25 protein-coding genes and 1 riboswitch are annotated in these 22576 nt (G+C 46.5%); of the genes, 16 read left to right on the top strand and 9 right to left on the bottom strand.

Annotation, left to right across the window (positions count from 1 at the left end; translation table 11 throughout):
* Positions 1 to 131: 131 nt before the first annotated feature.
* The 5 genes from J2Z34_RS12700 to J2Z34_RS12720 all read left to right on the top strand — a co-directional run bounded on the left by J2Z34_RS12700 (position 132) and on the right by J2Z34_RS12720 (position 6272).
* Positions 132 to 2063 carry an aconitate hydratase gene (locus tag J2Z34_RS12700; RefSeq protein WP_209460244.1) on the top strand — a complete coding sequence of 644 codons (1932 nt, stop codon included), beginning with the start codon at positions 132 to 134 and terminating at the stop codon, positions 2061 to 2063.
* 181 nt (positions 2064 to 2244) lie between these two features.
* Positions 2245 to 3489 carry an SPFH domain-containing protein gene (locus tag J2Z34_RS12705; protein WP_209460245.1) on the top strand — a complete coding sequence of 415 codons (1245 nt, stop codon included), beginning with the start codon at positions 2245 to 2247 and terminating at the stop codon, positions 3487 to 3489.
* A 24-nt stretch (positions 3490 to 3513) separates the two neighbouring features.
* On the top strand, positions 3514 to 4557 hold the full coding sequence (locus J2Z34_RS12710; RefSeq protein WP_209460246.1) for a TFIIB-type zinc ribbon-containing protein: 1044 nt from the start codon (positions 3514 to 3516) through the stop codon (positions 4555 to 4557).
* Positions 4551 to 5366, top strand: a complete 816-nt coding sequence (locus J2Z34_RS12715; protein ID WP_209460247.1) for a TPM domain-containing protein — start codon at positions 4551 to 4553, stop codon at positions 5364 to 5366. Before J2Z34_RS12710 ends, J2Z34_RS12715 begins: the two co-directional genes overlap by 7 nt.
* Positions 5367 to 5402: 36 nt before the next feature.
* Positions 5403 to 6272: a fumarylacetoacetate hydrolase family protein gene (locus tag J2Z34_RS12720; RefSeq protein WP_209460248.1), complete on the top strand. Its 870-nt coding sequence runs from the start codon at positions 5403 to 5405 to the stop codon at positions 6270 to 6272.
* 79 nt (positions 6273 to 6351) lie between these two features.
* Here J2Z34_RS12720 and J2Z34_RS12725 read toward each other — a convergent pair whose 3' ends face one another.
* Positions 6352 to 6924 carry a manganese efflux pump MntP gene (locus tag J2Z34_RS12725; RefSeq protein WP_209460249.1) on the bottom strand — a complete coding sequence of 191 codons (573 nt, stop codon included), beginning with the start codon at positions 6922 to 6924 and terminating at the stop codon, positions 6352 to 6354.
* Between the two features lie 181 nt (positions 6925 to 7105).
* Between J2Z34_RS12725 and J2Z34_RS12730 the strand changes: the two genes are divergently transcribed.
* Positions 7106 to 7594, top strand: a complete 489-nt coding sequence (locus tag J2Z34_RS12730; protein WP_209460250.1) for a ferritin-like domain-containing protein — start codon at positions 7106 to 7108, stop codon at positions 7592 to 7594.
* Between the two features lie 20 nt (positions 7595 to 7614).
* Here J2Z34_RS12730 and J2Z34_RS12735 read toward each other — a convergent pair whose 3' ends face one another.
* The 4 genes from J2Z34_RS12735 to J2Z34_RS12750 all read right to left on the bottom strand — a co-directional run bounded on the left by J2Z34_RS12735 (position 7615) and on the right by J2Z34_RS12750 (position 9942).
* Positions 7615 to 8166, bottom strand: coding sequence for a hypothetical protein (locus tag J2Z34_RS12735; RefSeq protein ID WP_209460251.1), 552 nt, complete (start codon positions 8164 to 8166; stop codon positions 7615 to 7617).
* Positions 8167 to 8192: 26 nt separating this feature from the next.
* Positions 8193 to 8588, bottom strand: coding sequence for a hypothetical protein (locus J2Z34_RS12740; RefSeq protein ID WP_209460252.1), 396 nt, complete (start codon positions 8586 to 8588; stop codon positions 8193 to 8195).
* 144 nt (positions 8589 to 8732) lie between these two features.
* Positions 8733 to 8905, bottom strand: a riboswitch (cobalamin riboswitch).
* A gap of 74 nt (positions 8906 to 8979) precedes the next feature.
* Positions 8980 to 9426 carry a hypothetical protein gene (locus tag J2Z34_RS12745; RefSeq protein WP_209460253.1) on the bottom strand — a complete coding sequence of 149 codons (447 nt, stop codon included), beginning with the start codon at positions 9424 to 9426 and terminating at the stop codon, positions 8980 to 8982.
* Between the two features lie 12 nt (positions 9427 to 9438).
* Entirely contained in the window at positions 9439 to 9942 is a 504-nt protein-coding gene (locus tag J2Z34_RS12750) for a GNAT family N-acetyltransferase (protein WP_209460254.1), read from the bottom strand.
* A gap of 102 nt (positions 9943 to 10044) precedes the next feature.
* On the opposite strand from J2Z34_RS12750, the gene J2Z34_RS17890 reads away from it, so the two are divergent.
* The 3 genes from J2Z34_RS17890 to J2Z34_RS12765 are packed head-to-tail and all read left to right on the top strand — an operon-like array spanning position 10045 to position 14570.
* Complete coding sequence (locus J2Z34_RS17890; protein WP_209460255.1) at positions 10045 to 11208, top strand: exonuclease SbcCD subunit D; 1164 nt, start codon at positions 10045 to 10047, stop codon at positions 11206 to 11208.
* Positions 11189 to 14212, top strand: coding sequence for an AAA family ATPase (locus J2Z34_RS12760; protein ID WP_209460256.1), 3024 nt, complete (start codon positions 11189 to 11191; stop codon positions 14210 to 14212). Before J2Z34_RS17890 ends, J2Z34_RS12760 begins: the two co-directional genes overlap by 20 nt.
* A gap of 7 nt (positions 14213 to 14219) precedes the next feature.
* Positions 14220 to 14570, top strand: coding sequence for a Spx/MgsR family RNA polymerase-binding regulatory protein (locus J2Z34_RS12765; RefSeq protein WP_209460257.1), 351 nt, complete (start codon positions 14220 to 14222; stop codon positions 14568 to 14570).
* 59 nt (positions 14571 to 14629) lie between these two features.
* Here J2Z34_RS12765 and ytvI read toward each other — a convergent pair whose 3' ends face one another.
* From ytvI to J2Z34_RS12785, 4 genes are all read right to left on the bottom strand, one after another.
* Entirely contained in the window at positions 14630 to 15685 is a 1056-nt protein-coding gene (gene ytvI / locus J2Z34_RS12770; protein WP_209460258.1) for a sporulation integral membrane protein YtvI, read from the bottom strand.
* Positions 15686 to 15914: 229 nt separating this feature from the next.
* Entirely contained in the window at positions 15915 to 16208 is a 294-nt protein-coding gene (locus tag J2Z34_RS12775) for a hypothetical protein (RefSeq protein ID WP_209460259.1), read from the bottom strand.
* 180 nt (positions 16209 to 16388) lie between these two features.
* Complete coding sequence (locus J2Z34_RS12780; protein ID WP_209460260.1) at positions 16389 to 16679, bottom strand: hypothetical protein; 291 nt, start codon at positions 16677 to 16679, stop codon at positions 16389 to 16391.
* Positions 16680 to 16825: 146 nt separating this feature from the next.
* Entirely contained in the window at positions 16826 to 18499 is a 1674-nt protein-coding gene (locus J2Z34_RS12785) for an Rqc2 family fibronectin-binding protein (RefSeq protein WP_209460261.1), read from the bottom strand.
* Positions 18500 to 18607: 108 nt separating this feature from the next.
* Here J2Z34_RS12785 and J2Z34_RS12790 point away from each other — a divergent pair, with 108 nt between their 5' ends.
* From J2Z34_RS12790 to J2Z34_RS12820, 7 genes are read left to right on the top strand one after another with little or no spacing between them, the layout of a single operon-like run.
* Complete coding sequence (locus J2Z34_RS12790; protein WP_209460262.1) at positions 18608 to 19483, top strand: GspE/PulE family protein; 876 nt, start codon at positions 18608 to 18610, stop codon at positions 19481 to 19483.
* Positions 19422 to 20396 carry a type II secretion system F family protein gene (locus J2Z34_RS12795; protein WP_209460263.1) on the top strand — a complete coding sequence of 325 codons (975 nt, stop codon included), beginning with the start codon at positions 19422 to 19424 and terminating at the stop codon, positions 20394 to 20396. Before J2Z34_RS12790 ends, J2Z34_RS12795 begins: the two co-directional genes overlap by 62 nt.
* Entirely contained in the window at positions 20383 to 20823 is a 441-nt protein-coding gene (locus J2Z34_RS12800) for a hypothetical protein (RefSeq protein WP_209460264.1), read from the top strand. Before J2Z34_RS12795 ends, J2Z34_RS12800 begins: the two co-directional genes overlap by 14 nt.
* Complete coding sequence (locus tag J2Z34_RS12805; RefSeq protein ID WP_209460265.1) at positions 20775 to 21161, top strand: hypothetical protein; 387 nt, start codon at positions 20775 to 20777, stop codon at positions 21159 to 21161. Before J2Z34_RS12800 ends, J2Z34_RS12805 begins: the two co-directional genes overlap by 49 nt.
* On the top strand, positions 21145 to 21600 hold the full coding sequence (locus J2Z34_RS12810; protein WP_209460266.1) for a hypothetical protein: 456 nt from the start codon (positions 21145 to 21147) through the stop codon (positions 21598 to 21600). Before J2Z34_RS12805 ends, J2Z34_RS12810 begins: the two co-directional genes overlap by 17 nt.
* A complete protein-coding gene (locus J2Z34_RS12815; protein ID WP_209460267.1) occupies positions 21590 to 21973 on the top strand; it encodes a hypothetical protein in 384 nt (127 codons plus the stop codon). Before J2Z34_RS12810 ends, J2Z34_RS12815 begins: the two co-directional genes overlap by 11 nt.
* Entirely contained in the window at positions 21974 to 22492 is a 519-nt protein-coding gene (locus J2Z34_RS12820) for a shikimate kinase (protein WP_209460268.1), read from the top strand.
* Positions 22493 to 22576: the final 84 nt, after the last annotated feature.

The following is a 22576-nucleotide window of genomic DNA, read 5'->3' on the forward strand; positions in this document are numbered from 1 at the left end:
ATAAAAAATGAAATAAACAGAAATGAATCCTGCAATTGAATATTGAACATCCGTCTATATCATGTTATTATTTGACTAATCGTCGCCCGGTAGAATCTTATTCGGGCATTGGAAGACAAAGGAGGAACGAAATGGGACTTACACTAGCTGAAAAAATAATCAAGGAGCATCTTGTAACCGGTGATATGAAGGCCGGATCAGAGGTGGGCATAAGGATAGACCAGACACTTACGCAGGATTCCACAGGAACTATGGCATATCTTCAGTTTGAGGCAATGGGAGTGGACAAGGTCAGGACCAAGAGGTCCGTAGCCTATATCGACCACAACATGCTGCAGTCCGGGCCTGAAAATGCGGATGACCATCTCTACATCCAGACCGTGGCAAAGAAGCATGGCATATATTTCTCAAAGCCTGGAAACGGAATCTGTCATCAGGTTCATCTTGAAAGGTTTTCTGTTCCGGGAGATACGCTTCTGGGCTCAGACAGCCATACTCCGACTGGCGGAGGAATGGGAATGCTTGCAATCGGTGCAGGCGGACTTGATGTGGCTGTGGCCATGGCAGGCGGAGAGTACAACATACCGATGCCGAAGATAGTGAACGTGGAGCTAAAAGGTAAGCTCAAGAGCTTTACCGCGGCTAAGGATATTATCCTTGAGGTGCTGAAGCACTTCACAGTAAAGGGCGGAGTCAACAAGATATTCGAATATACCGGTGACGGAGTAGCTCACCTTTCAGTGCCTGAAAGAGGAACAATCACCAACATGGGTGCTGAACTCGGGGCAACTACCTCCATATTCCCGTCGGATGAAAGGACGCTGGAGTTCCTCAAGGCACAGGGCAGGGAGAAGGACTACAGGGAACTGAAGGCTGACGAGGATGCTGTATATTCTGAAAAGCTCGTCATAGACCTCGATACTCTGGAGCCAAACATCGCGCTTCCACACTCACCTGATGCAGTAGTGCCCGTCAGTACTGTAAGAGGAAAGAAACTCACCCAGGTAGCCATAGGGAGCTGCACAAACTCCTCATATGTAGACCTCATGAAGGTAGCAAGCATCCTTGACGGCAAGACCGTGCATGAGGATGTCTCCCTAGTCGTTTCACCAGGCTCCAAGCAGGTGCTCAGCATGCTTGCACAGAATGGTGCCCTTGCGAAGATAATAGGGGCTGGTGCCAGGATACTTGAGTCCGGCTGCGGACCGTGCATAGGCATGGGACAGGCTCCAAGCAACGACGGAGTATCCTTAAGGACATTCAATAGGAACTTCAAGGGCAGATGCGGAACTGATTCTGCGGACGTCTACCTTGCGAGCCCTGAGGTTGCAGCTTATTCCGCTGTTGCAGGATTCATAGCAGGACCTGAGGACTTCGACATGAACGTGGATCTTGACATAGAGATGCCAAAGCTGTTCCTGGTTAACGACAACATGGTCGTGAAGCCAGCTGAAGACGGCAGCTCAGTTGAAGTCAAGAGAGGACCGAACATCAAGCCTTTCCCGAAGAACACTGCAATGAAGGATGAGGTATCAGGAAAAGCCCTTATCAAGGTTATGGATGATGTTACAACAGACCACATAATGCCATCCAATGCAAGCCTTCTTCCATACAGGTCAAATGTGCCGTACCTTTCGGAATTCTGCCTCACTCCACTGGACAAGGATTTTCCAAGGAACGCCAAGGAGAATGGCGGCGGATTCATAGTTGCAGGCAAGAACTACGGACAGGGTTCAAGCAGGGAGCATGCCGCACTGGCTCCTCTATACCTCGGTATAAAGGGAGTTATTGCAAAGTCCTTTGCGAGGATCCACAAGGCAAACCTCATCAACAACGGCATACTGCCAGTTACCTTCAAGGATGAGAAGGACTACGACGGTGTGGACAAGAATGATGTGCTCGAGATCAACGGACTCCTTGAGAACATTTCAACAGGGACTCTTACAGTCCAGAATGTGACCAAGGGCACAAGCTTTGATGTCTCCGTGTCTCTTTCAGAGAGAGAGGCAGAGATCATGGCAGCAGGTGGACTTCTGAACCTAATGAGCATGAAGAACAAATAGGCTATATTGACTGCAGAGCTTCGTTTGAAGCCTGCAGTTTTTTCTTTTGTATGACTGAAATAGCTGATGTAACCTTATGGAGGGAAAAATGTAAACGAATGATAAAAATCAGGTTAAAAAAACGGCTTTAAGAATAGCTGTGGTATAATCAAGGCAGAGACCAGATTCAAGGAGGTTTGAAATGGGAATAATAAAGGCAATAGCAAGTGCAGTCGGCGGATCCCTGGCGGACCAGTGGCTTGAGGTAATCGAACCGGATGATATGGGCGACAACACCGTGTTTACATCGGGCAGAAAGGTAAGGCGCGACGACAAGAGGAACAGCAACATCAAGGGTACTGAGAATACCGTTTCAAACGGTTCAGTTATCCATGTATATCCCAATCAGTTCATGATGGTGGTCGATGGAGGAAAGGTTGTTGATTTCACTGCTGAAGAAGGCTACTACACTGTTAACAATTCTTCACTTCCTTCATTGTTTACAGGTAAATTCGGTGATACCCTGAAGGAGACCTTCAACAGGGTCAAGTACGGCGGAGTGACTCCGACAGCCCAGAAGGTATTCTATATCAATCTTCAGGAAATCAAGGGGATAAAGTTCGGTACAAAGAACCCCCTAAACTACTTTGATAATTTCTACAACTCTGAGCTTTTCCTGAGGACCCACGGCAACTACTCCATAAAGATCACTGATCCCCTGAAGTTCTATGCTGAGGCTGTCCCAAGGAATGCAGACAAGGTTGAGATAGACGACATCAACGAGCAGTACCTGTCGGAATTCCTTGAGGCTCTGCAGTCAGCAATGAACAAGATGTCTGTTGACGGCATCAGGATATCCCATGTGGCTTCAAAGGGCACTGAGCTGTCGAAGTATATGGCTGATGTCCTCGACAAGAGCTGGAATGACATGAGGGGATTCATAATACAGGCGGTAGGTATCGCATCCATTTCCTACGACGACGAGTCGAAGGAGCTCATCAACATGAGGAACAAGGGAGCAATGCTTGGGGACCCTTCCGTAAGGGAAGGCTATGTCCAGGGATCCATTGCAAGAGGACTTGAGGCAGCCGGATCCAACGAAGCCGGAAGTGCCGCCACCTTCATGGGTATGGGTATGGGAATGCAGGCAGGTGGAGGATTCATGGGAACTGCCTCACAGTCAAATGTGGAGCAGATGAGGATGAAGGAACAGCAGGCACAACAGGCTCAGCAGGCACAACAGGCTCAGAATACCGGAGCAGGTGCGCAGGCGAGTGCTGGAACAGGAGACTGGAAGTGCGGAAACTGCGGTACTTTAAATACAGGGAAATTCTGCATAGAATGCGGAGCCAGAAAGATAGAAAGCTGGAAATGCGGAAATTGCGGACATGAGGTTAAGGGTGCAAAGCCCAGATTCTGTCCAGAATGTGGAACACCTTCGAATTAAGACTTAAGGGTTGGATGTGATAGAATGGCTACAGCCACATACAAATGCCCCAATTGCGGCGGGGGATTGAAATTTGAACCTGCTATCCAGAAGCTGAAGTGCGAATTCTGTCTCAGCGAGTTCACAAGCGCTGAAGTAGAGAAGGCAACGGAGGCAATGGCAAGCAAAGCTGCCGGGGAGAAAAAGCATGAGGATGCACATTTAATGGGATACACCTGCGATAGCTGCGGTGCAGAGGTGGTCACTGAAGAGACTACCTCTGCCACCTTCTGTTACTATTGCCATAATCCGGTTATCCTGTCAGACAGGCTTTCAGGGAGCTTCAGGCCTGACAAGGTGATTCCGTTTGCCTACAGCAGGGAGAAGGCAGAGGAAACCTTCCTTTCATGGGCAAAGTCAAGGAGATATGTACCAAGGGAGTTCTACTCAAGCTCTCAGCTTGAAAAGATCTCAGGCGTCTACATTCCATACTGGTCGGCCGAGGCTGAGGCAAGGGTGGATTACTCGGGCAAGGGCATCAACAGGAGAGTATACAGGGCAGGCAACACGGAATATACAGAGGTCAAGGAATTCGGGATTGAAAGACATGGGAAGGTAGATGTACAGAATATCAGGGAAGTTGCATTGAAAAAGATCGACAAGGGGTTGCTGGACTCAATATCTCCGTACGACGATAAAAAAGCGGTTGAATTCGAGCCTTCATACCTCAGTGGATTTCTTGCGGAAAAATATGACATTGAAAGGGAAGCGATACAGCCGACTGTCCAGGAGAGGGCACAAAGGTATGCGGAAAGCCTTGTACAGGAATCAATATCAGGCTTCGGGAGCGTTCAGCTTGACCAGAAGGAACTTGATGTCTCAATCAAGGACTGGGATTATACACTGCTTCCGGCATGGATACTTACATATTTCTATGGCGGCAGGACCTACATTTTCGCTGTGAACGGCCAGACTGGCAAGTCCTATGGAGAACTTCCTGTTGACAACAGGAAGCTCGGTATTTCATCGGCTGCAATTGGACTTGGAATTTTGGCACTTGCGCTGATCGGAGGTGCTCTGATATGGTAAGGAGGATGATTCTTGCGGCATTTGCAGCAGCCATACTCTTCATGTCATGGACATCCCTTGAGGCTAAGGCAGAAAAGCTGCTTGTCGTTGACTCGGCAGCAATATTTTCGTCGTCTGAGAAATCTGACCTCGAGAATACGCTGGCAGGACTGTCAAACCAGTACTCCATGGACATTGTTCTTGTGACGACAAATGATGCAGATGGAAAGAGCTCCAGGGATTATGCCGACGATTATTTTGACTACAACGGCTATGGTATAGGAGCGGACAGGGATGGTATACTGCTTCTGATGGACTTTGACAACAGAGAAGTTTATATTTCAACCTCAGGCAAGGGTATCAGGTACCTGACTGATGCAAGGATTGAATCGATACTTGACGATATTTTTGATGCTGGATTTGGTGACGGCCGATACTTCGAGGGTGCTGAGGCTTTCATTGCTTCAACCTCTTCGTTCCTTGCACAGGGAATTCCGGAAGGCCAGTACAATGAGGATGAGGGATCCAACAGCATCTCGCTCTTCGATGGCTTGATAGGAGCTGCTGCATCAGGAGCATCCGGACTTGGTTACTTTGCCACCACAAGGAAAAGGTACAAGGGTCATCCTGCACCGCTTGCATTCAATTTCAGGGACAGCAGCCTGGTTGAACTGGGAATAGCGTCAGACAACCTGATAAACGAGTATACGACTTCAAGGATAATCCCAGTAGCTCCAGTGAGGAGTTCCGGTGGAGGCTCCTTGGGCAGAAGCACGACCCACAGGTCAGGAAGCGGCAGGTCGCATGGCGGCGGAGGTAGAAAATTTTAGGTTATTTGAACAATTTTAATATAATGGAGGAGCTTTATGAGAATTGTAAGTTACAGGGAGAACGGCAAAGAATTCTGGGGAGTAATTGACAGGTCGGGGAAATCGATAATACCGTCAGGAAGGATATTTGTGGAGGGTCCGGAGACACTTCTTTCATTCATCCAGGAAAACGGAACAATTGATGATAACGTACTTGATATGGAGGGGTCGGTTAAGATAGATTCAGTTGAGCTTCTATCACCGATAACAAAACCTCAGAGGAACATAATCTGTATTGGCAAAAACTATGAGGACCATGTCCAGGAGATCAAGAACCTCGATGATGATTCACTGAAGAGGGTTATGGAGCATCCCGTATTTTTCACGAAGGCCACCAATTCAGCGAACGGGCCATACAGCAAGGTACCGATGCATGAAGGCGTAACTGATTTCGTGGACTATGAGGCTGAACTTGCCCTTATCATCGGAAAGAGATGCGTAGATGTATCAGAAGAGGATGCTCTCGATGTGATTTTCGGATACACATGCCTGAATGACGTGACTGCAAGAGATGTCCAGAAGAATGGAACACAGTGGTTCAGAGGAAAGAGCCTTGACGGCTTTTGTCCTATGGGACCATGGATTGTAACTAAGGATGAGCTTGGTCTTGCCGGAAACCTTGGAGTGAGGTCGTTTGTCAATGGAGAGCCAAGGCAGAACGGAAACACCAGCATAATGATCAATTCAATACCAAGACTCATCAATGTGCTGACTCAAGGGTTGACACTTGAACCGGGAGACATAATCGCTACAGGAACACCAAGCGGAGTAGGAGCAGGCTTTAACCCTCCAAAGCCGATTAAGAAAGGCGATGTAGTAAGGGTAGAGGTTGACGGCATTGGATATATAGAGAACGAGATGGAATAAAAAGAACATCCTGCGATAAAAATTGTCGCAGGATGTTCTTTTCTATGGTGCTTTTTCATTTCAATTCGCCTAGGATCTCCTATAAGCTCACTATGTTAAGGTGGGTAAGTAGGATCCTGAGTCCTATGAATATCAGTATAGTACCTCCAAAGAGCTCAGCAAGCTTTTGCATCCTTGAACCCAAAGCGGTTCCTATCCTGACTCCGAAATAGGAAAACAGAAATGTGGTAATTCCTATTATCGTTACTGAAGGAAGGATCGAGACTTCGAGGAAAGCAAAGGTTACACCTACCGCAAGGGCATCTATGCTGGTTGCGATGGCAAGGATTGTAAGGCTCTTCAGGCTGAAAACTTCATCGCAGTGCGACTCCTCATCCTTACTGTCCCTGGATTCTTTTATCATCTTTGCTCCGATTATGAAGAGAAGCGCGAATGAAATCCAGTGATCGAATGTGGTAATATAGCCGCTGAAGCTTTTAGCTAGAAAATATCCTGCCAGCGGCATGAAAGCCTGGAATCCGCCGAAGAATATACCTGTAAGAAGTGAATGCTTATTTTCCGCATCCCTAGCTGACATTCCCTTGCAAATTGCTGCAGCGAATGCATCCATCGAGACGCCCGCAGCAAGGAACATTATTTCCCATAGCTCCATTCTCCTACCTCCAAAAAACCAATGACATTATTATTGCACAGAATAATTTCGTTGACAACCTTCACCCAAAAGTGCTTTTGGTCACGGATAGTTAACAGAATAGTTGTAATTGCGCAAATTGTTGGATAACTATATGTGTTAGAATTAAACTAGAATTTTGAGAAGAATGGGGGATTGTAATATGAATAGCTTGGAACTTGCACTAAAACTTGAGGATGAGGGATTCAGATATTATACTGAGCAGGCTGAGAAGAACAAGGGCAACAGTCTTGGTGAAGTGTTCAGGATGCTTGCAGACGATGAGGAGACCCATAAGAAGATACTGGAGAATCAGAACGACATCGCAGGACTTAAGGTTGAAGACGGCACAAGCCTTGAAAAGGCACAGGAGCTTATCAAGAAGTTCGCTATCGGACGGAAGGTCCTGGAGTCAATCCCAGGTATGCCTGACCTTTACAGGGAAGCGATTGAGATTGAGACGAGGAGCATAGAAGTGTATCAGGCCCTGCATGACAATGCAAAGGATGAGAATTCCAAGCTTGTCTACAAATCTCTGGTACATCAGGAAAAAGACCACAAGGCCATCGTGGAGGAGATTGTCCTTCACATAAACAGACCAGGAGACCATGTTGAAAGTCCTGAGTTTGGTAAGGATAAAACTGAATATTGACAAATGGGAATGCCGCAGATTCATGAATCTGCGGCATTTCTATTTTCAGTGTAGTTTTTTGCAAGCCTTCCAAGCATCCGCTCAAGTGGCTTGAATAACATAAGTACAACAATGAAGTTAGCCGCCCCATGTATGATGTCAAATGGGATACCCCTGATATAGTAGACAAACCCGTAGTTCAAACCATAAAGCATGGCTTCTACAAGTGCAAAGTACATTCCGAATGTCAGTCCAAACGCACCTGCGAGAAATGCCCTTGAAAAATCACCGGTAAGGAACCGTGAAAATAGTCCTGTCACAAGTATAAGAAGCGGCCAGATTATATAATATGTGAGAAGCCAGGTATGAACACCCCACAATAGTATCTCCGTAGTTGAGAATATGACTGATACGAACAGTGCCCTTCGTATTCCGAAAACCACAGTATATACCATGAACAGAAGAGTCACGATCTCTACATTGGGTATTGCGGAAAGGACCATCTTTCCGCCAGTTATGGATGCGGAAAGGATCCCTATGAGGACTATGTCCTTTGCACTTAGCTTATTCTTGTCATATTGGAATCTGTCCATTTTTTTCGCCTCTTTTGTAAGGTCCTCTACTTCCATTTCTTGAGCTCGAACTTGTACGTTTCCTTATCTGTCACTGGAATTTCCTTGACACCGACTGCCGCATCAGCTCCGTTGACGTATATGTGGTAGTATTCGTCAGCGCCGGCATCTACGGATTTAAGCTTCGTGAGCATGTCGCCGAAGTCGAACTTTGTGAAGCCGGAACCAAGCTCCTCCTGTTTTTCATTTAGCAGGTCATACAGGAACGCTGAATCTGTCCTGTAGGTCTTCTTTTCGCTGATTTTCTCCCTTTCTATGACGATCTCGATTGTTACTTCCTTGCTGCCTTCATTGGCCTGAGGCGACAGATATGTCTTGTACAGGTAGAACGCCCCGAATGCGAGCACAAGGGTAATTAGTATTGCAGTAAGCTTTTTCTTCATTTCTTTCCTCCTTTGGTCGTAAAGCGCGTGCGTCGGTCTGGAGAAAAGATCATGCAAGCTTTGCACAAATCAAAAGGCATCCCAATGGATGCCTGGTATGGCGAAAAATCAGCCATATTGACAACACCCCATTCTCCGTGAAGTTAAGTTGATTTCATACGGGCAGGTCTTCCGGCTTGGTCATTAAGACCGCCAGCCTTCCCGGTTTCCCAGTGGCTATGTCGGCGATCAAGTACCATACGGCGGCGGGACCGCACAGGCTTATCCTGTTTCCCTCTTAGTGCAGTTATCTGCAAACCCATATGTGATATTTAGTTTTCCAATAGGATTATACCATTAAACCAGGGCTGTGGGAACAACCCCGGAAAATGACTGAAAAGGTTTGGTGAGATTATTGATGTTCAGCAGCAACAGCTCCTGTAATCCTTATCCGGAGCCCGTCCAGACATATTTCCAAAGTGCTTTCAAATGCCTGGTTATACTTTCTCGCAGCCATGATGTTCAGTCCAAGTGACGGAACTTCAAGGACCCTTGCCCTGCTGCTTCCGTTTAAGCCGGTATAGAACGCTACCCTTGTCTCATCCTTGTGGAAGGTTGAAAGCCTTCCATAGCAATCCTCAAGGTAATCGAAGCCTTCAGCCCTGAATGCTTCATGGATATCGGCCTTGGGCATGGAGTGTGGTTTTTCAATCAGGAAAGGTATCTCCGTGAAGATACCTTCAAAGTCCATATCTGTTCTGCAGAGGCAAGCTGCAGGCTCTCCTGCAAGTACCATACGGTCAAGGATTCCGAGCCTTTCAAGGATGCGGACTGCAGATTTTAGAATTTCGATGCTCATGAATAACTCCGTTCAGTTTGTGACTACTTCTGTTACGGTGGTAACCGGAACCTCGTAGAATCCAAGTGATTCATACAGGTTCACAGCATCCCTGTTTTCAAGCGTTACGAACAGGTGGAGGGTCCTATAGCCTTGCCTTAGAAGCTCTTCTTCCGCTTTGTTGATCAGTGTTGTAGCGTAGCCCTTCCTCTTGGATGCTTTTCTGGTAAAGGTGTAGGTAATTGTAGGTTCATGCTTGAAGAGGCAGACAATAACAGATGCAGCCGCTTCTCCATTTTCCCATATGGTATGGGAGGCTTCCCTGATGACCGGACCATAGAGTCCTCTGAAGACTCGTCCAAGCTCATCCTCGGTCTGCTTCAGGTCCTCGCCCTCATAGTCCACGGTATCTCTGTAGGCATCAAGCATTATGCCGGCAAGCTCTGGGATTGTTTCCTCGGACACAGGGGTGATCTCAACATTAAAGTTTCTGATCTTATCCTCAAGGTCAAGGCGCATTCTTATCCTTCTTGGCATGTCCATACACCTCCTATCCCCATTGTACATTATTGCTGACCACATTTCATTGTCTTGAATAAATTTCTGCTGTAAACTCATTGTATGGGAGCGTGATATACAGTGAAATTCATACACATTGCAGATTTGCACATAGGCAGATATTTAAAGGACATATCACTTCTTGAGGACCAGGAGGATGCCCTGAATCAGCTGATTCAGATTATACAGGAGGAGTCACCGGATGCTCTTGTCATCGCAGGTGATGTCTATGACCGTTCAGTTCCCAGGGAGGATGCTGTAAGGATATATAACAGATTCCTGACAAGGCTGTCAGAACTCAGCGTAAATGTGCTCCTGATCACAGGAAACCATGATTCCTCGGAAAGGGTACAGGTCCTTAACAGTCTGCTCGAGATGCATGGTCTCCTTATACAGGGGCATCCTGAGGATCCACTCAAGAGAATAAATCTCAAGGATGAATCAGGAGAGGTCTCATTCTATTTTCTTCCATACAAGGATAGCTTCACGCTCAGAGAAATATACGGGCTTAACGAATCAAAGGATGACAGCGTACTTTATGATGAGATAATCAAAAGATCGGTAATTGATGATGGAAACAGGAAGGTACTGATATTCCATGGCTTCGTTACACCGGGAGTCAAGGAGGATATGGAGACAAGCGACTCTGAAAGGCTCCTTACTGTCGGCGGTACGGATTTCGTAAAGGCTGAGATATTCGACATCTTCGACTATGTAGCCCTTGGCCATCTTCACAAGCCTCAGTGGGTAAAAAAGGGAAAAACAAGGTACAGCGGGTCGCTCATGAAATACTCGTTCTCAGAAGCCAACCACCGGAAAAGCATATCGATAGTAGAAATGGACAGGGATGGAAAGATAGAGGTAAGTGAGAGATTCTTAACACCACAAAGAGACCTTGTAATACTAAGGGGAAGCTTCTCGGAGCTCATGAACAGTCCCGGGGACAGTCATGCGAAAGATTTCATACGGGCTGTACTTACGGATGAAGAAGAAATCCAGGATCCGCTTGACAGGCTAAGGTCAAGATATCCAAACATAGTTGAGCTCCAGAGGGAGAGAGACCTTCAGGCAGAGGGTGCCAGCTTCGCTGCCCTTGAAAAGATGGAGAGCAGGGAAATCAAGAGCCTGTTCCATGAGTTCTACCTGCTTGAGAACGGTGATGAACCGAGTGAGGTAATGGTCAGGATCATAGATGAGACAGTAGAGGAAATGGGGGTGGTCGGAGATGAAACCTATCAGGCTTAGGATGAATGCGTTCCTGGGATTCAAGGATGAATGCACCATTGATTTCACGAAGCTGTATGATGACAGGATTTTCCTCATAACAGGAGCTACTGGTGCAGGTAAGACCTCCATTTTCGACGGGATATGCTATGCGCTATATGGCAAGGCATCTAGCAGCGACAGGGATAAGGCCGATTGCTACAGGAGCCAGCTCTCCGGAGTAAAGGATGACATGGAGGTAGAGCTTGAGTTTTCAGTAAGAGGTGAGAAATACACCATAATGCGGACAGAAACGTATAAAGGCACCTCCAAGGTCCTGTTTTATCGGGAAAATGACAGGCAGAACGCACTAGTCAAGGCCAGGGAAGTGAACCAGGAGATTGAAGGCATACTTGGACTGACACTTGAACAGTTCAAGAAGATCGTCATGATACCACAGGGCGAATTCAGGGAGTTCCTTGCATCAAGCACCAAAGACAAATCAGATATTCTGAAGAAGCTGTTTTCAACTGAGGTATATCAGGATTTCCAGGATAGGATAAAGGCCAAGTATGATGAATCAAAGAAGCTCGATTCAGAGCTCATATCAAGGTTCAAAGAGGCAATGGGAGAGGCAGGAATAACTGACCAGGACATAGATATGGGCGAACACCCGCTTCAGGAGAAGCTGGCGGTCATGGAAATCGAAAAGGTCCGGATGGAGGCTGAAACCTCTGAAAAAGAGGCTTTGCTTAAAGCTTCTGAAGAGGAGATCCTGGCAGCTGAAGACAACAATAAGAGGCTGGCAATATTCAAGACAGCTGAAAGGCTTCTTAAGGAACTTTCTGTTGAGGAACCGAAGATCATACAGAATTCAAGGATTTTAGACGGTATACTCAAGGCAAGGCTGATACTGCCGAAGGAGAAGGAGCTGAGTTCCAAGGCTAAGGAACTTGATAGTGCAAAGAAAAACCTTGAGTTGGCACTAAAGGATACTGAAAGGAATGAGAAGCAAAAGGAAAGCCTTGAAAAGGAAAAGGAATTGTCTGATGCGGAGTACTTCAAACTGGATACCTTAAAGGCAGAAAAATCCATGAAGGCAGAACTTCTCGAAAAATCAGCAAGGCTTGCATCCGCCAGGAAGAGGACAGAATCACTACAGAAAGAAAAGATAAGGCTTGAAGGTGAAAAGGTTGCGCTGACAGAAAGGCTTAAGAAGGCGGAATCGCTGACAGCCGAGGAATCTTTGCTAAGAGAAAAGGAGAGTAAACAGAGCCTTGAAGTTTCGGAGCTGAAACTGAAGAGGCTGGGGCTTGAGGGTGAAAGGAAGCTTTTGCTTGATGCCCACAGGCTTTCCAGGAAGCTTGCAGGAGAAAGGGAGAAGCTTGTAAAGGCAGAGCATGAACAGACGGAATGTTCAAGGAAATCAGATGACTGCATGAAGGTCTTCCAGGAAGCTGAGGAGCTTAAGAAGGCGAGCCTGGGGGCGATACTGAGAAAGGACCTGATTGAAGGGGAACCTTGTCCGGTATGCGGATCGGTTCACCATCAGCTGACTGGAGAAGAAGAGGAGGCTTTTGACGAGGATAACTATCTCATGGCTCAGAAGGCACTTGAGAGCTCACGCAGGGAGCTGGCGAAATCAGATCAGAAGCTTGAAGGACTGAAGGCATCACTGACTGAAATTGAGGCAGAGGTAAGGGAATTTTACTTGAGCAGCCAGCTTGGGATAACTGGGATAGAAGAGATAACAAGCGCAGGCATTTCAAAAAAGGAACAGATAACCAGGATTGAAGGAGAAATATCTGAAGCTGAAGAGCTTGGGCTAAAGGCTTCGAATGAGCTTTTAAAGCTGAGGATCGAGCTTGAAGGTCTCAAGGGTGTCAAGGAAAAGCTTGATTCCATTGGACAGGATCTGCAGATGGCTTCAGAGGAGCTTGGGGCTGCAAAAGGCGAAGAAAGGACTTTGGAGGAGCAGGGTGCAGATATCGATTCGAAATCAGTGTCAGATGAAATTGCAAGACTTGGATCGAGGATTGAAACTATCATAAGGGACCACGAAAGGATACTATCATCACTCAGGGATACCGACCTGAGGCTTACAGCACTCAGCGAGAGGACAGGAACCCTTTCCGCGCTCAGGGAATCATTGATAAATGAGACAGAGAAGCTGAGGTCAGATCTTGAAACCAGCATAGCTTCAGAGGGGCTTGCAGTATCTGAGTATGACCTGCTGAAGGGAAGGATTTCTGAGATCCAGGCAATGGAAAAGGAGATAAGCTCATTCTATGAGAAGCTGAACAAGGCTAAGGGTGCATTTTCACAGCTGGAGGAGGATTGTTCCGGAAGGAGCGAGATTTCTCTTGAGCCGCTTCATGATAAAAGGAATCAGGCAAAGCTAAGGCTTGAGGAAGTTAGAAGATCATTAAGCAATGTGGACAAGGAATGCTTCAAGCTTGCAGGACTTCTTGAGAAAGCTAAGGATACTGTTTCAAAGTACAAAGCCAACAGGGAAAGGTTCGGAGCATTATTCAGGCTTCATAGCACAGCATCAGTTGGAAGGTCGTTCGAAACCTTCGTCCAGTCGTATTATTTCGACGGAATACTGGGCATGGCGAACAAGAGGCTATGGAAGATGACTGAAGGCAGATTTCAGCTGAAGCGAAAAGAGGACCAGGCAAGCAGAAGGGAAAAGGTGGGGCTGGACCTTAACATACACGATGCTTACACGGGAAGGGAGAGGGATGTTCTTTCACTTTCGGGCGGTGAGAGCTTCAAGGCATCATTGGCACTTGCACTTGGACTCTCAGATTTCATAGAGAGCAGCAGGGGCAGCGTAAACCTTGAGACAATATTCATAGACGAAGGCTTCGGTTCACTTGACCAGGATTCCCTGGAGAATGCCCTCGGGTGCCTTATGGACCTGAATGTATCCGGCAGAATAGTAGGCATAATATCGCATGTCACTGAGCTTAAGGAAAGGATACCAAGAAAAATAACCGTGAAGTCTAAGCCGGGTGCCGGTAGCTATGCGGAAATAAATTGAGGTGGATATGGAACTGATAGGATACAACAAATGCGGAACCTGCCAGAAGGCAAGGAAATATCTCTCTTCCAGGGATATTTCATATGAGTGGAGAGAAATAACAGAAAGGCCGCCGGGTATTGAAGAGCTGAGAAGCATTCTATCCTCAGGAGTGGAGCTTAGGAAGCTTCTCAACACCAGCGGTCAGGCATATCGGGAGCTGAACATGAAGGAAATGCTGGGGAGAATGTCTCAAGAAGAGGTGCTTCTACTTCTTTCGAAAACCCCGATGCTTGTAAAGAGGCCTATACTTAGGACTGACATCAGCAATACTCTTGTCGGGTTCAATGAGGAAGAATGGAATAGGGTCCTGAAATGAATAATGCTGTCCTGCTTAATTGCAGGACAGCATTTTCAATTGCTAGTTTAGTTCAGGACCTATTTGAAAACGTGAATTACCTTCTCGTCATTGAGCTTCTTGATGATTGTCATGGTTATGGGGATAAGGAATATTCCAAGCACTCCGAACAGTCTGCCACCTATGAATATGCACAGCAGAATGACTATCGGGTGAAGGCCGATCTGGTCGCCTACGATCTTCGGTTCAAGGGACTGCCTCACTACAGTGACTATCAGATAAGTGAGAAGTATTCCAAGTCCAAGTCCCGTCCTGCCGATTACTATGGCGATAAGACCCCATGGGATAAGGACACCGCCTGTTCCGAGGATAGGCAGTATGTCTATCAGGGCGATCACGAACGCGAGAGGTATGGCATTTCTTATCCTTAGAAGCGAAAGTCCTATTGAAAGCTCAACGAAAGTAAGTGAGATCAGCATAAGGTAGGCTTTAGTATAGCTTGAAAGTACTTTCTTGAGATTCTCTTTGGCTCTTGTGATTATGTTCTTCATGTTTTCCGACATCTGCCTCATTATGAAAGAGTAGATCTTCTCGTTGTCGAATATGAAGAAGAAGCTGGATATGATCATAAACAGGAACTTGATAAAGAATAAAGATAATCTGGCTGCTGCGGAACTTAAAGTGTTGAGCGCATTACTGGAAATGAATCTGACTATTTCTCCGAGTGAGCTTGCAAGCCCTTCGATGAAATCCCTTATAACCGGCTCTACAACAGGGAAGGAGGCGACCAGACGGTCAACAGTACCTATAAGTCCCGGTTCGATGTCATTCTTGTAGAGGTCAGGCAGTCTGTATGCAAGGTCCCTTGACTCGAAGAAAAGGGATACTCCGAGATATGCAATTACAGTAAAAAGGATGATATAAAAAAGTATGAGTATCGTAGCTGAAAGGAATCTTCTGTTTATTCCGGTCTTCACGTGGAGCTTCATGATCAGCGGCTTCAGTAGCAGCGCTATGGTCAGTCCCAGAAAGAACGGCGCGAGTATTGGCAGTACGTATTTAAGCGCCACATACCCGAATCCGGCAAGTATACCGTAGTACATGAAATTTATGATGAATTTTTTCCTCTTTTCCAACTGTCGGCCCTCCTGAAGCATTGCTATAAGCCAATTCTACACCATCGTATCAACCAAAATCCAAACATACATGAAAAATTGGTTATATTTAAAGGAATTTTCAATTATGTAAGCTTTTGAGACTTTACCGAAGCAAATTTTAGAATGAACAGATGATGGGTTTTGGAGTCATTACGAAGTTTGGTAAAACAAACGGAAGGACATTGCTGCCCTTCCGGTTATGATGAAGTCATCTCTTGTTATCCAAATACCAGCTTACATTGCCGTCGTCCCTGACATGAGGAGGGATATCATTCAAAAGCCTCTCAAGATCCATGTTCCTTGGTTCAGCATATTCAAGCACCGAAGTGAAATGTTCATGTGTTGTAAGTTCTTCGTTGACATTAGGTACCACCCAAACCTTGCGAACTCTTCTGCTTAAATCATTAGCGCTTCTTCTCGACATCATGTGCCTTTCAAGCCATTGCATTATTGAAGAGCCTTCGCCTCTTCCGGTCTTTCCCGGACTGGTTATTGCTGCCATTTTGAATTCCTCCTTTGACAGCTTGATACTAACACATAATGGATAAGGAAGTGTGGAGGGATTGTTAATATTTAACAAACGGGTGGTAAAATTTGGACCCAGCTTTTGTCAAGCAAGGCCCAGTACTGAATATATGCGTTGTTCTTGGACAGAATAACTAATTTGTACGCAATAAAGGCACTAAATCATGTACTCCCCGTTTTCAATGTACCAGTCGATTCCGCTGTCATCCCTTACATGAACAGGAAGCTCGCAAAGAAGTCTCATCAGCTCGCAGTTTCGTGATTCTCCAACCTCGATTACTGGTCTCTGTCTCTCATGGATTGGTAGTTCTTCCTTTATCTCCGGCACTATCCAAACATTAAGTGATTTGTCCCTGAGGTCTGTGGAATTTTTCTTTTCAGCAAAAAAAACAAAAATCTGCGTCGGAAGCGTCAATGACGAATTGCTCAGTTTTTTTCTTGGTTTCATGGTATCGCCCCCTTCAGCGATTATATGCTACCACACCTGTGTGAAGAAACTTCACAGTATTGATTAATATTTAACGAAATTTTGATTAACTATTAGCGATGAAAAGTCCCGGAGCGTATCATAATGATATGCTCCGGGACTGAAACTTACTCAAGCCTGTCAAGCCTTGTCAGCTCTGGGTCGATATATAGTGTCTTGTTCGTCGAATAGGTTACCATTCCAGGCTTTGCACCATTTGGTTTTTTCACGTTCTTTACCCTGGTATAATCAACAGGGACCTTCGAGGATGTTCCGGCCTTGCTGTACCATGCTGCTAGGTTGGCGGCCTCAAGAAGCGTATCTTCTGAGAATTTCTCAGCTTTGATTATTACGTGAGAGCCGGGTATATCCTTAGTATGGAGCCAGGTATCGTTCTTTCCAGCGAACTTTGTGGTAAGGTAATCGTTCTGTGTATTGTTCTTTCCCACATAGATGTCTATTCCCTCTGTTGACTTGAAATGGAATGGCTTTGATGGCTTCTCCTTGCCTGCAGGAACCTTCCTGAACCTTAGGTAGCCTGCAACCATGAGCTCCTGCCTTATGTCGTCAATCTCACGCTGGTTTTCGGAGTTCTGAAGGCTCAGCATGATTGAGTTCAGATAATTGAGCTCCTCTTCAGCCAGGAGCTTCTGTGAAGCTGCCATTTCCTCAGCCCTTTTCTTCTTGTTATACCTGTGGTAGTAATGCTGGATATTCTGGCTGATGGTCTTGTGTTCGTTGAGCTTAATGACTGCTTCGGTACCATCGTAATAGTTCAGGATCCTGGCCTCATTGATTCCATCCTTGAGGCTGTGTATGTTCGATGTAAGGAGCTCGCCTTTCAGCCTGTCTTCGTGCTTGTCCATGGATTCCCTGATGGATTCATCAAGGATGTTTATTTTTTTAAGGACCCTTTCGATGTTCGTATGGATCATCTTCTGCATGTCTGCGCTTTTTCCGCGCATCCTGTCCTTCTGGTCCCTTTCGCTCACAAAATCCTCAAGTGCCTTTGAAGCGCTCTCATAGCGGACGAGGTCACCGTTGAAGGGATATGACACCACATCCTTGTATTCCCCGTCCTCCTTCATTATGTAGAATGAGGTTCCTCTTCCGGTGGATTCCAGGATGTTCCTGATGAATGCAAGAGGCTTTGTGCCTTCATACAACTCATGAATCAGGTTAGAGGTCCTTTTGGATACTCCTGAGAATATCCTTGAGAAGAATTCCGGGTCTATGTTTTCTGGATCGCCAGCTAAAAGAAGCTCCTCATCAGTGTAAGAAAGTGGGTCGAGCTTGTTGCTTGGCGGCGGCGGCATATAGGCCTTTCCGGGAAGAAGGACCCTGTAGGTGTTCCTGTCGGCGCTCACGTGCTTTATGCACTCGATGATCTTCATGTCCCTTTCCCTGATCAGGATGATGTTGGAATGTCTTCCCATCATCTCCACTGAAAGTATGAACTTCTGGTCGAAGCCCATCTCATCCTTTCCGGAAAATGTAAGGTTTACCAGCCTGTCACCGTCCAGCTGACTTATTCCTTCAAAGAAAGCCCCCTGGAGATGCTTTCTGAGCACCATGAGGAACAGAGGTGCCTGAAGCGGATTCTGCCTGGGGATCTCTGTGAAATGAAGTCTGGAAAAGCTGCTGTTGGAGGTTATGAGAAGCTTCCTGTTGCCGCTTCTTCCCCTGAATGTCAGTATTATAACATCGCTCTCAGGCTGGTTGACCTTATCCACCCTGGAGCCTTCAAGTCCTGTGCTTATCTCTTTTACTACGTTGCTGAAATATATGCCATCAAGTGCCATGATCATTCTCCTTGTCGTATCTCTCAATATACTATACCACAAAACCTGTGATCCATGATTCTCATGTATAAGGACTGAAAGAGACTGCATAATGATTCTGGTGATTTTATGGAGCTGGAAGAAATCGTAGAAGCAGGAATAGGAAGCAGGGCATCCGACATACACTTCATACCTGGATCAGAGAAGGCGGGGGTGTTCTTCAGGAAGGGTGAAAGGCTGGAATCGTACTGCAGCCTTGACATGAACAGGCACAACATATATCTGCAGAGAGTAAAGGCAAATTCAGGCATGAACATTTCTGAAAAAAGGCTGCCTCAGGATGGAGTATTCAGGATGGCGGGGATGACCATACGAGTAAGTACGATGAAGTCGGTCAACGGCGAATCTCTTGTCATGAGGCTTTTTGATAGGCGGGATATGGGGATCCGGATGCTTGGGATGAGTGATGGTGAGGTTTCAAGGATTGTTGGTCACCTTAAGGAAGGCAGCGGAATAACTATGATTGCCGGAGAAACAGGCATGGGGAAGAGCACTACCCTATACGGCATCATGATGGAGCTCAGAGACCAAAGCTACAAGGTGCTGTCAGTGGAGGACCCCGTTGAAAGATTCATGGAGGGAGTTGTTCAGTGCCAGATAAACGAGGCGGCTGGCCTGACATATGAAAAGGCCATATTCGCATCCCTGAGACAGGACCCTGATTTCATCTGCATAGGTGAGATAAGGAATGAAGAGACTGCAAGGGCTCTTGTCAGGGCGTCGCTAACCGGTCACAGAGTGATCTCGACCATCCACGGCACTGGGTACAGGAATGTGATACTGAGGCTGATGGATTTTGGTATCAGGGAGGAGCACATATCAAATTCAGTTGGACTTGTACTTACCCAGAGGCTTGAATCTGATGAAGGAAGGAGGAAGCTTGATGTCAGGCTGGAATTTAGGAGTAAAGTGGCGGAAATTCAACAAGGAGAAATTTTTCTATGAGAAGTCGATTTATCTAAGGAACGGACTTGGTCTGGTCGAGTCTCTGGCTCTATCTGATGATGAGACTGAAATCGTGCTCTCCAAGCACCTTCAGGGAGGCGAAACTTTAGCAGACTCCTTTGAAAGGACTGGTGAATTCACAATGCGTGAGGTCTCAATAATCAGGCTTTCCGAAGAGACTGGAACCATTGGAGAAGCTTTCAGGGGACTATATGAGGACCTGAAGGAGGAGAGGGAGCTAAGTGGGAAGATAAGGACAGTACTCATATACCCTGGAATCCTCATCGCAGCTGTTCTCTTTTTCCTTTATGCAGCCGCGTATTACCTGGTACCGCCAATCCATGAGATGATCAGCGGAATATCCGGAGGCAATGCAATACTTGACCTTATGATGGCTTTCACATCAGCTGTTCCTGCCAGTGTTTCGGGAATGGCATGCCTTGGCATCATGGCATTTGCCATCCGATGCATCATGGACAGAGAAAAGGTGTTTGCTTTGGTACTTGGCAGGAAGAAGGCAGAGTATGGTGAGATGATGTTCATAAAGGAATTCAACAAGCTTGTGTCCGGAGGGATGGATGTATGCAGGGCGGCTGAGCTTCTGGATGACGGAGTGTTCAAGGGACAGGGGCTTATGGCCAGACTGACCAGGGGAGAGGGACTTTCTGATGCCTTCAGGAAGGAAGGGTTTTCTGAGCTTCTCCTAAGCTACATACACATGGCTGAGCAGACAGGGGACCTGCCCAGTGCCCTGGAATCATACGTTGCGAACAGGAGAACCTGGTTCGAGGACTATCTCAAGAGAAAGACAGCCCTGGTGGAACCTATGGCAGTCATTTTAATGGGGCTTGCTGTGCTTGCTTCTGCCTCAGTGATACTCCTTCCGATGCTTGATGCATATGAGGCGCTATGAAGGCAGGCTCCTGGTGGAGCTTATGATAGCTATTGTCCTTATGGCTCTGATGCTTCCATCTCCGAAAAGGACAGCTGCTGAAGGTTCAGTATCCTACAAGGAGGATGCCGCGATAATATTCATGGGTGTAGTAATCGGGGAACTGAAAAAATCTGCAGAGACCAAGTCGATACGAAGAGTATACATACCTGATTCAACGATAAGGATCTACAAGGGTATGCTGCTTTTGAAGAAGATACAGCTGCCGTCAGGATCCAAACTCACAATGACCGGCGTAACGACTTTGGAAATCGGAGCCGGTCCTAACTGGTACTACGACATTACGGGAGTACCTTCAGCGAACGGCAGGATATATTTTCACATCGGAGGTGTGAAGCAATGCGAAATCATGATAAATTTCGGAACACAGGCTATGGACATAAGGTAAGGAAAGGCTACATCTCGATACTTGCCACATTCGCAGTGCTCGCAGTCTTCATTGCCCTGCAGTCCATAATCTCAGAAAGCATGGACAGCAGACTGAAGCTCATCAGGTACAAGGAGCAGCTCGCGTTCGACTACAGGGTAGAAGCCTACTATCTCATGATCAGGGAAGGAAATCTGGATGTGCCGGAGGGTGAGGCATTTGGTTCACTAAATTCATATTCACTTGAATCCGCATCTTCGGGGGATACCTGGATAAGTATAGTAACTGTCGGAGGGGTAACCTCGATAAATGGATATCTCGACAAAGACAGGCGGGGAACATATGAGATCAGGGATTAAGAGAGGGTACATCCTCCACGAGATACTCTATTACATTATCATAATGGCGCTGGCATTGGGAATCGCGCTCCGGTCATTCACAGGAGTGCTGAAGACTTACCTGGATGCAAGGTCACAGCTCAAGGCAATGGATTATGCCTATATGGCATTTGAAAGGATAAAGGAGGACCTTCATTCAAATACTGACAGCCTGGCGATTGCAGGAGGAGTCCTGTACATCCTGAAGGATGAGTCAGTAAACGGGCGGTACATAAAGATGTTCCAGTCAGCAGACAAGCTAAGGTATGCAGTCGGGAGCACCACTTACGTGGATACTCCAGTACAGAACATCTGCGTCGGTCTCAGGTCCTCCTCGTTCAGGATAGAAAACGGAATATTGATAGTAAAGCTCATATTCGACGGGCTTGAGCTTGAAAGGGGGTTCCAGATTGAATACTAGAAGAGGCTCGGTACAGCACCTTTTCCTCCTTCTGGTGCTTATGTCTGCCCTTACGGCCAGGACATCCAGGCTGGTTTCAAGCCACATGTTCATCGAGGAGGGAGTCTATTCACTGGATGTCAGGTATTCTGAGCTTGAGAAGGACCTGCCCGGACTGGAGGCTGCGCTTGCTGCAAGATTTCCAGGACCTGCGGATGCGATGAGCTTTTTCCAGGCAGGCAAAACCTTGTCAATAGGCACCTGTACACTTTCATTGAAAGGGATATATAATAATCGTATGATGCTCTACATATCGGACACGAGACATGTCCTTAAGAGAGAGCTTGAACTCATATGGGACATAAATCCCATACTGAGGATAAGGAGCATATGAATGAGGATATTCATTGTGGGGATGCCCGGCAGCGGCAAGACTACCCTTGGAAGGCTTTTAGCAGCTGCGACAGGTATGAAGGCTGTAGATACGGACAGACTCATCACCGAGAAGTACGGTAAGACCCCAAGCAGGATAATAACGGAAGAAGGAGAAAAGATTTTCAGGGAGCTGGAGCGTGAAACTCTGGAAGAGGTTCTCAAAATGGATGACCTGATTATCTCAACCGGGGGAGGATTTCCGATATTTAGCGGGAACATGGACAGGATGCTCGAGAACTCTTATGTAATATACATCAAGACAAGCTTAGACGTGCTCTGGAAAAGGCTGAAGCATGACAAGACAAGGCCTCTTTCAAACAGCAATGAAAAGCTGAGGAAGCTTTATTCTGAAAGAAAGCCATTCTACGAGAAGGCAGGCATCATAATAGACGGCAGTCTGGATTCAAGGGCAAATCTGGCAAAGACCCTCGATAAGTTAAGTTCACTGGGGATTGTTAAAAAAACCATGGTTAATTGAAAAAGCAACTTCCACTTTGCCAAATAGAATTCCACTAATTTAGGAATCTGGGATTTCTTTGATGTACATGGTTTTTTAGACAGT

Origin of the sequence: Youngiibacter multivorans, from assembly GCF_017873395.1 — a bacterium.
Lineage (GTDB): Bacteria > Bacillota > Clostridia > Clostridiales > Clostridiaceae > Youngiibacter > Youngiibacter multivorans.

What these genes read in the sequence shown, in the direction of transcription:
- J2Z34_RS12700 (WP_209460244.1), top strand. Translation starts at nt 132, where the DNA reads ATGGGACTTACACTAGCTGAAAAAATAATCAAGGAGCATCTTGTAACC.
- J2Z34_RS12705 (WP_209460245.1), top strand. Translation starts at nt 2,245, where the DNA reads ATGGGAATAATAAAGGCAATAGCAAGTGCAGTCGGCGGATCCCTGGCG.
- J2Z34_RS12710 (WP_209460246.1), top strand. Translation starts at nt 3,514, where the DNA reads ATGGCTACAGCCACATACAAATGCCCCAATTGCGGCGGGGGATTGAAA.
- J2Z34_RS12715 (WP_209460247.1), top strand. Translation starts at nt 4,551, where the DNA reads ATGGTAAGGAGGATGATTCTTGCGGCATTTGCAGCAGCCATACTCTTC.
- J2Z34_RS12720 (WP_209460248.1), top strand. Translation starts at nt 5,403, where the DNA reads ATGAGAATTGTAAGTTACAGGGAGAACGGCAAAGAATTCTGGGGAGTA.
- J2Z34_RS12725 (WP_209460249.1), bottom strand. Translation starts at nt 6,924, where the DNA reads ATGGAGCTATGGGAAATAATGTTCCTTGCTGCGGGCGTCTCGATGGAT.
- J2Z34_RS12730 (WP_209460250.1), top strand. Translation starts at nt 7,106, where the DNA reads ATGAATAGCTTGGAACTTGCACTAAAACTTGAGGATGAGGGATTCAGA.
- J2Z34_RS12735 (WP_209460251.1), bottom strand. Translation starts at nt 8,166, where the DNA reads ATGGACAGATTCCAATATGACAAGAATAAGCTAAGTGCAAAGGACATA.
- J2Z34_RS12740 (WP_209460252.1), bottom strand. Translation starts at nt 8,588, where the DNA reads ATGAAGAAAAAGCTTACTGCAATACTAATTACCCTTGTGCTCGCATTC.
- J2Z34_RS12745 (WP_209460253.1), bottom strand. Translation starts at nt 9,426, where the DNA reads ATGAGCATCGAAATTCTAAAATCTGCAGTCCGCATCCTTGAAAGGCTC.
- J2Z34_RS12750 (WP_209460254.1), bottom strand. Translation starts at nt 9,942, where the DNA reads ATGCCAAGAAGGATAAGAATGCGCCTTGACCTTGAGGATAAGATCAGA.
- J2Z34_RS12760 (WP_209460256.1), top strand. Translation starts at nt 11,189, where the DNA reads ATGAAACCTATCAGGCTTAGGATGAATGCGTTCCTGGGATTCAAGGAT.
- J2Z34_RS12765 (WP_209460257.1), top strand. Translation starts at nt 14,220, where the DNA reads ATGGAACTGATAGGATACAACAAATGCGGAACCTGCCAGAAGGCAAGG.
- J2Z34_RS12775 (WP_209460259.1), bottom strand. Translation starts at nt 16,208, where the DNA reads ATGGCAGCAATAACCAGTCCGGGAAAGACCGGAAGAGGCGAAGGCTCT.
- J2Z34_RS12780 (WP_209460260.1), bottom strand. Translation starts at nt 16,679, where the DNA reads ATGAAACCAAGAAAAAAACTGAGCAATTCGTCATTGACGCTTCCGACG.
- J2Z34_RS12785 (WP_209460261.1), bottom strand. Translation starts at nt 18,499, where the DNA reads ATGGCACTTGATGGCATATATTTCAGCAACGTAGTAAAAGAGATAAGC.
- J2Z34_RS12790 (WP_209460262.1), top strand. Translation starts at nt 18,608, where the DNA reads ATGGAGCTGGAAGAAATCGTAGAAGCAGGAATAGGAAGCAGGGCATCC.
- J2Z34_RS12795 (WP_209460263.1), top strand. Translation starts at nt 19,422, where the DNA reads ATGTCAGGCTGGAATTTAGGAGTAAAGTGGCGGAAATTCAACAAGGAG.
- J2Z34_RS12800 (WP_209460264.1), top strand. Translation starts at nt 20,383, where the DNA reads ATGAGGCGCTATGAAGGCAGGCTCCTGGTGGAGCTTATGATAGCTATT.
- J2Z34_RS12805 (WP_209460265.1), top strand. Translation starts at nt 20,775, where the DNA reads ATGCGAAATCATGATAAATTTCGGAACACAGGCTATGGACATAAGGTA.
- J2Z34_RS12810 (WP_209460266.1), top strand. Translation starts at nt 21,145, where the DNA reads ATGAGATCAGGGATTAAGAGAGGGTACATCCTCCACGAGATACTCTAT.
- J2Z34_RS12820 (WP_209460268.1), top strand. Translation starts at nt 21,974, where the DNA reads ATGAGGATATTCATTGTGGGGATGCCCGGCAGCGGCAAGACTACCCTT.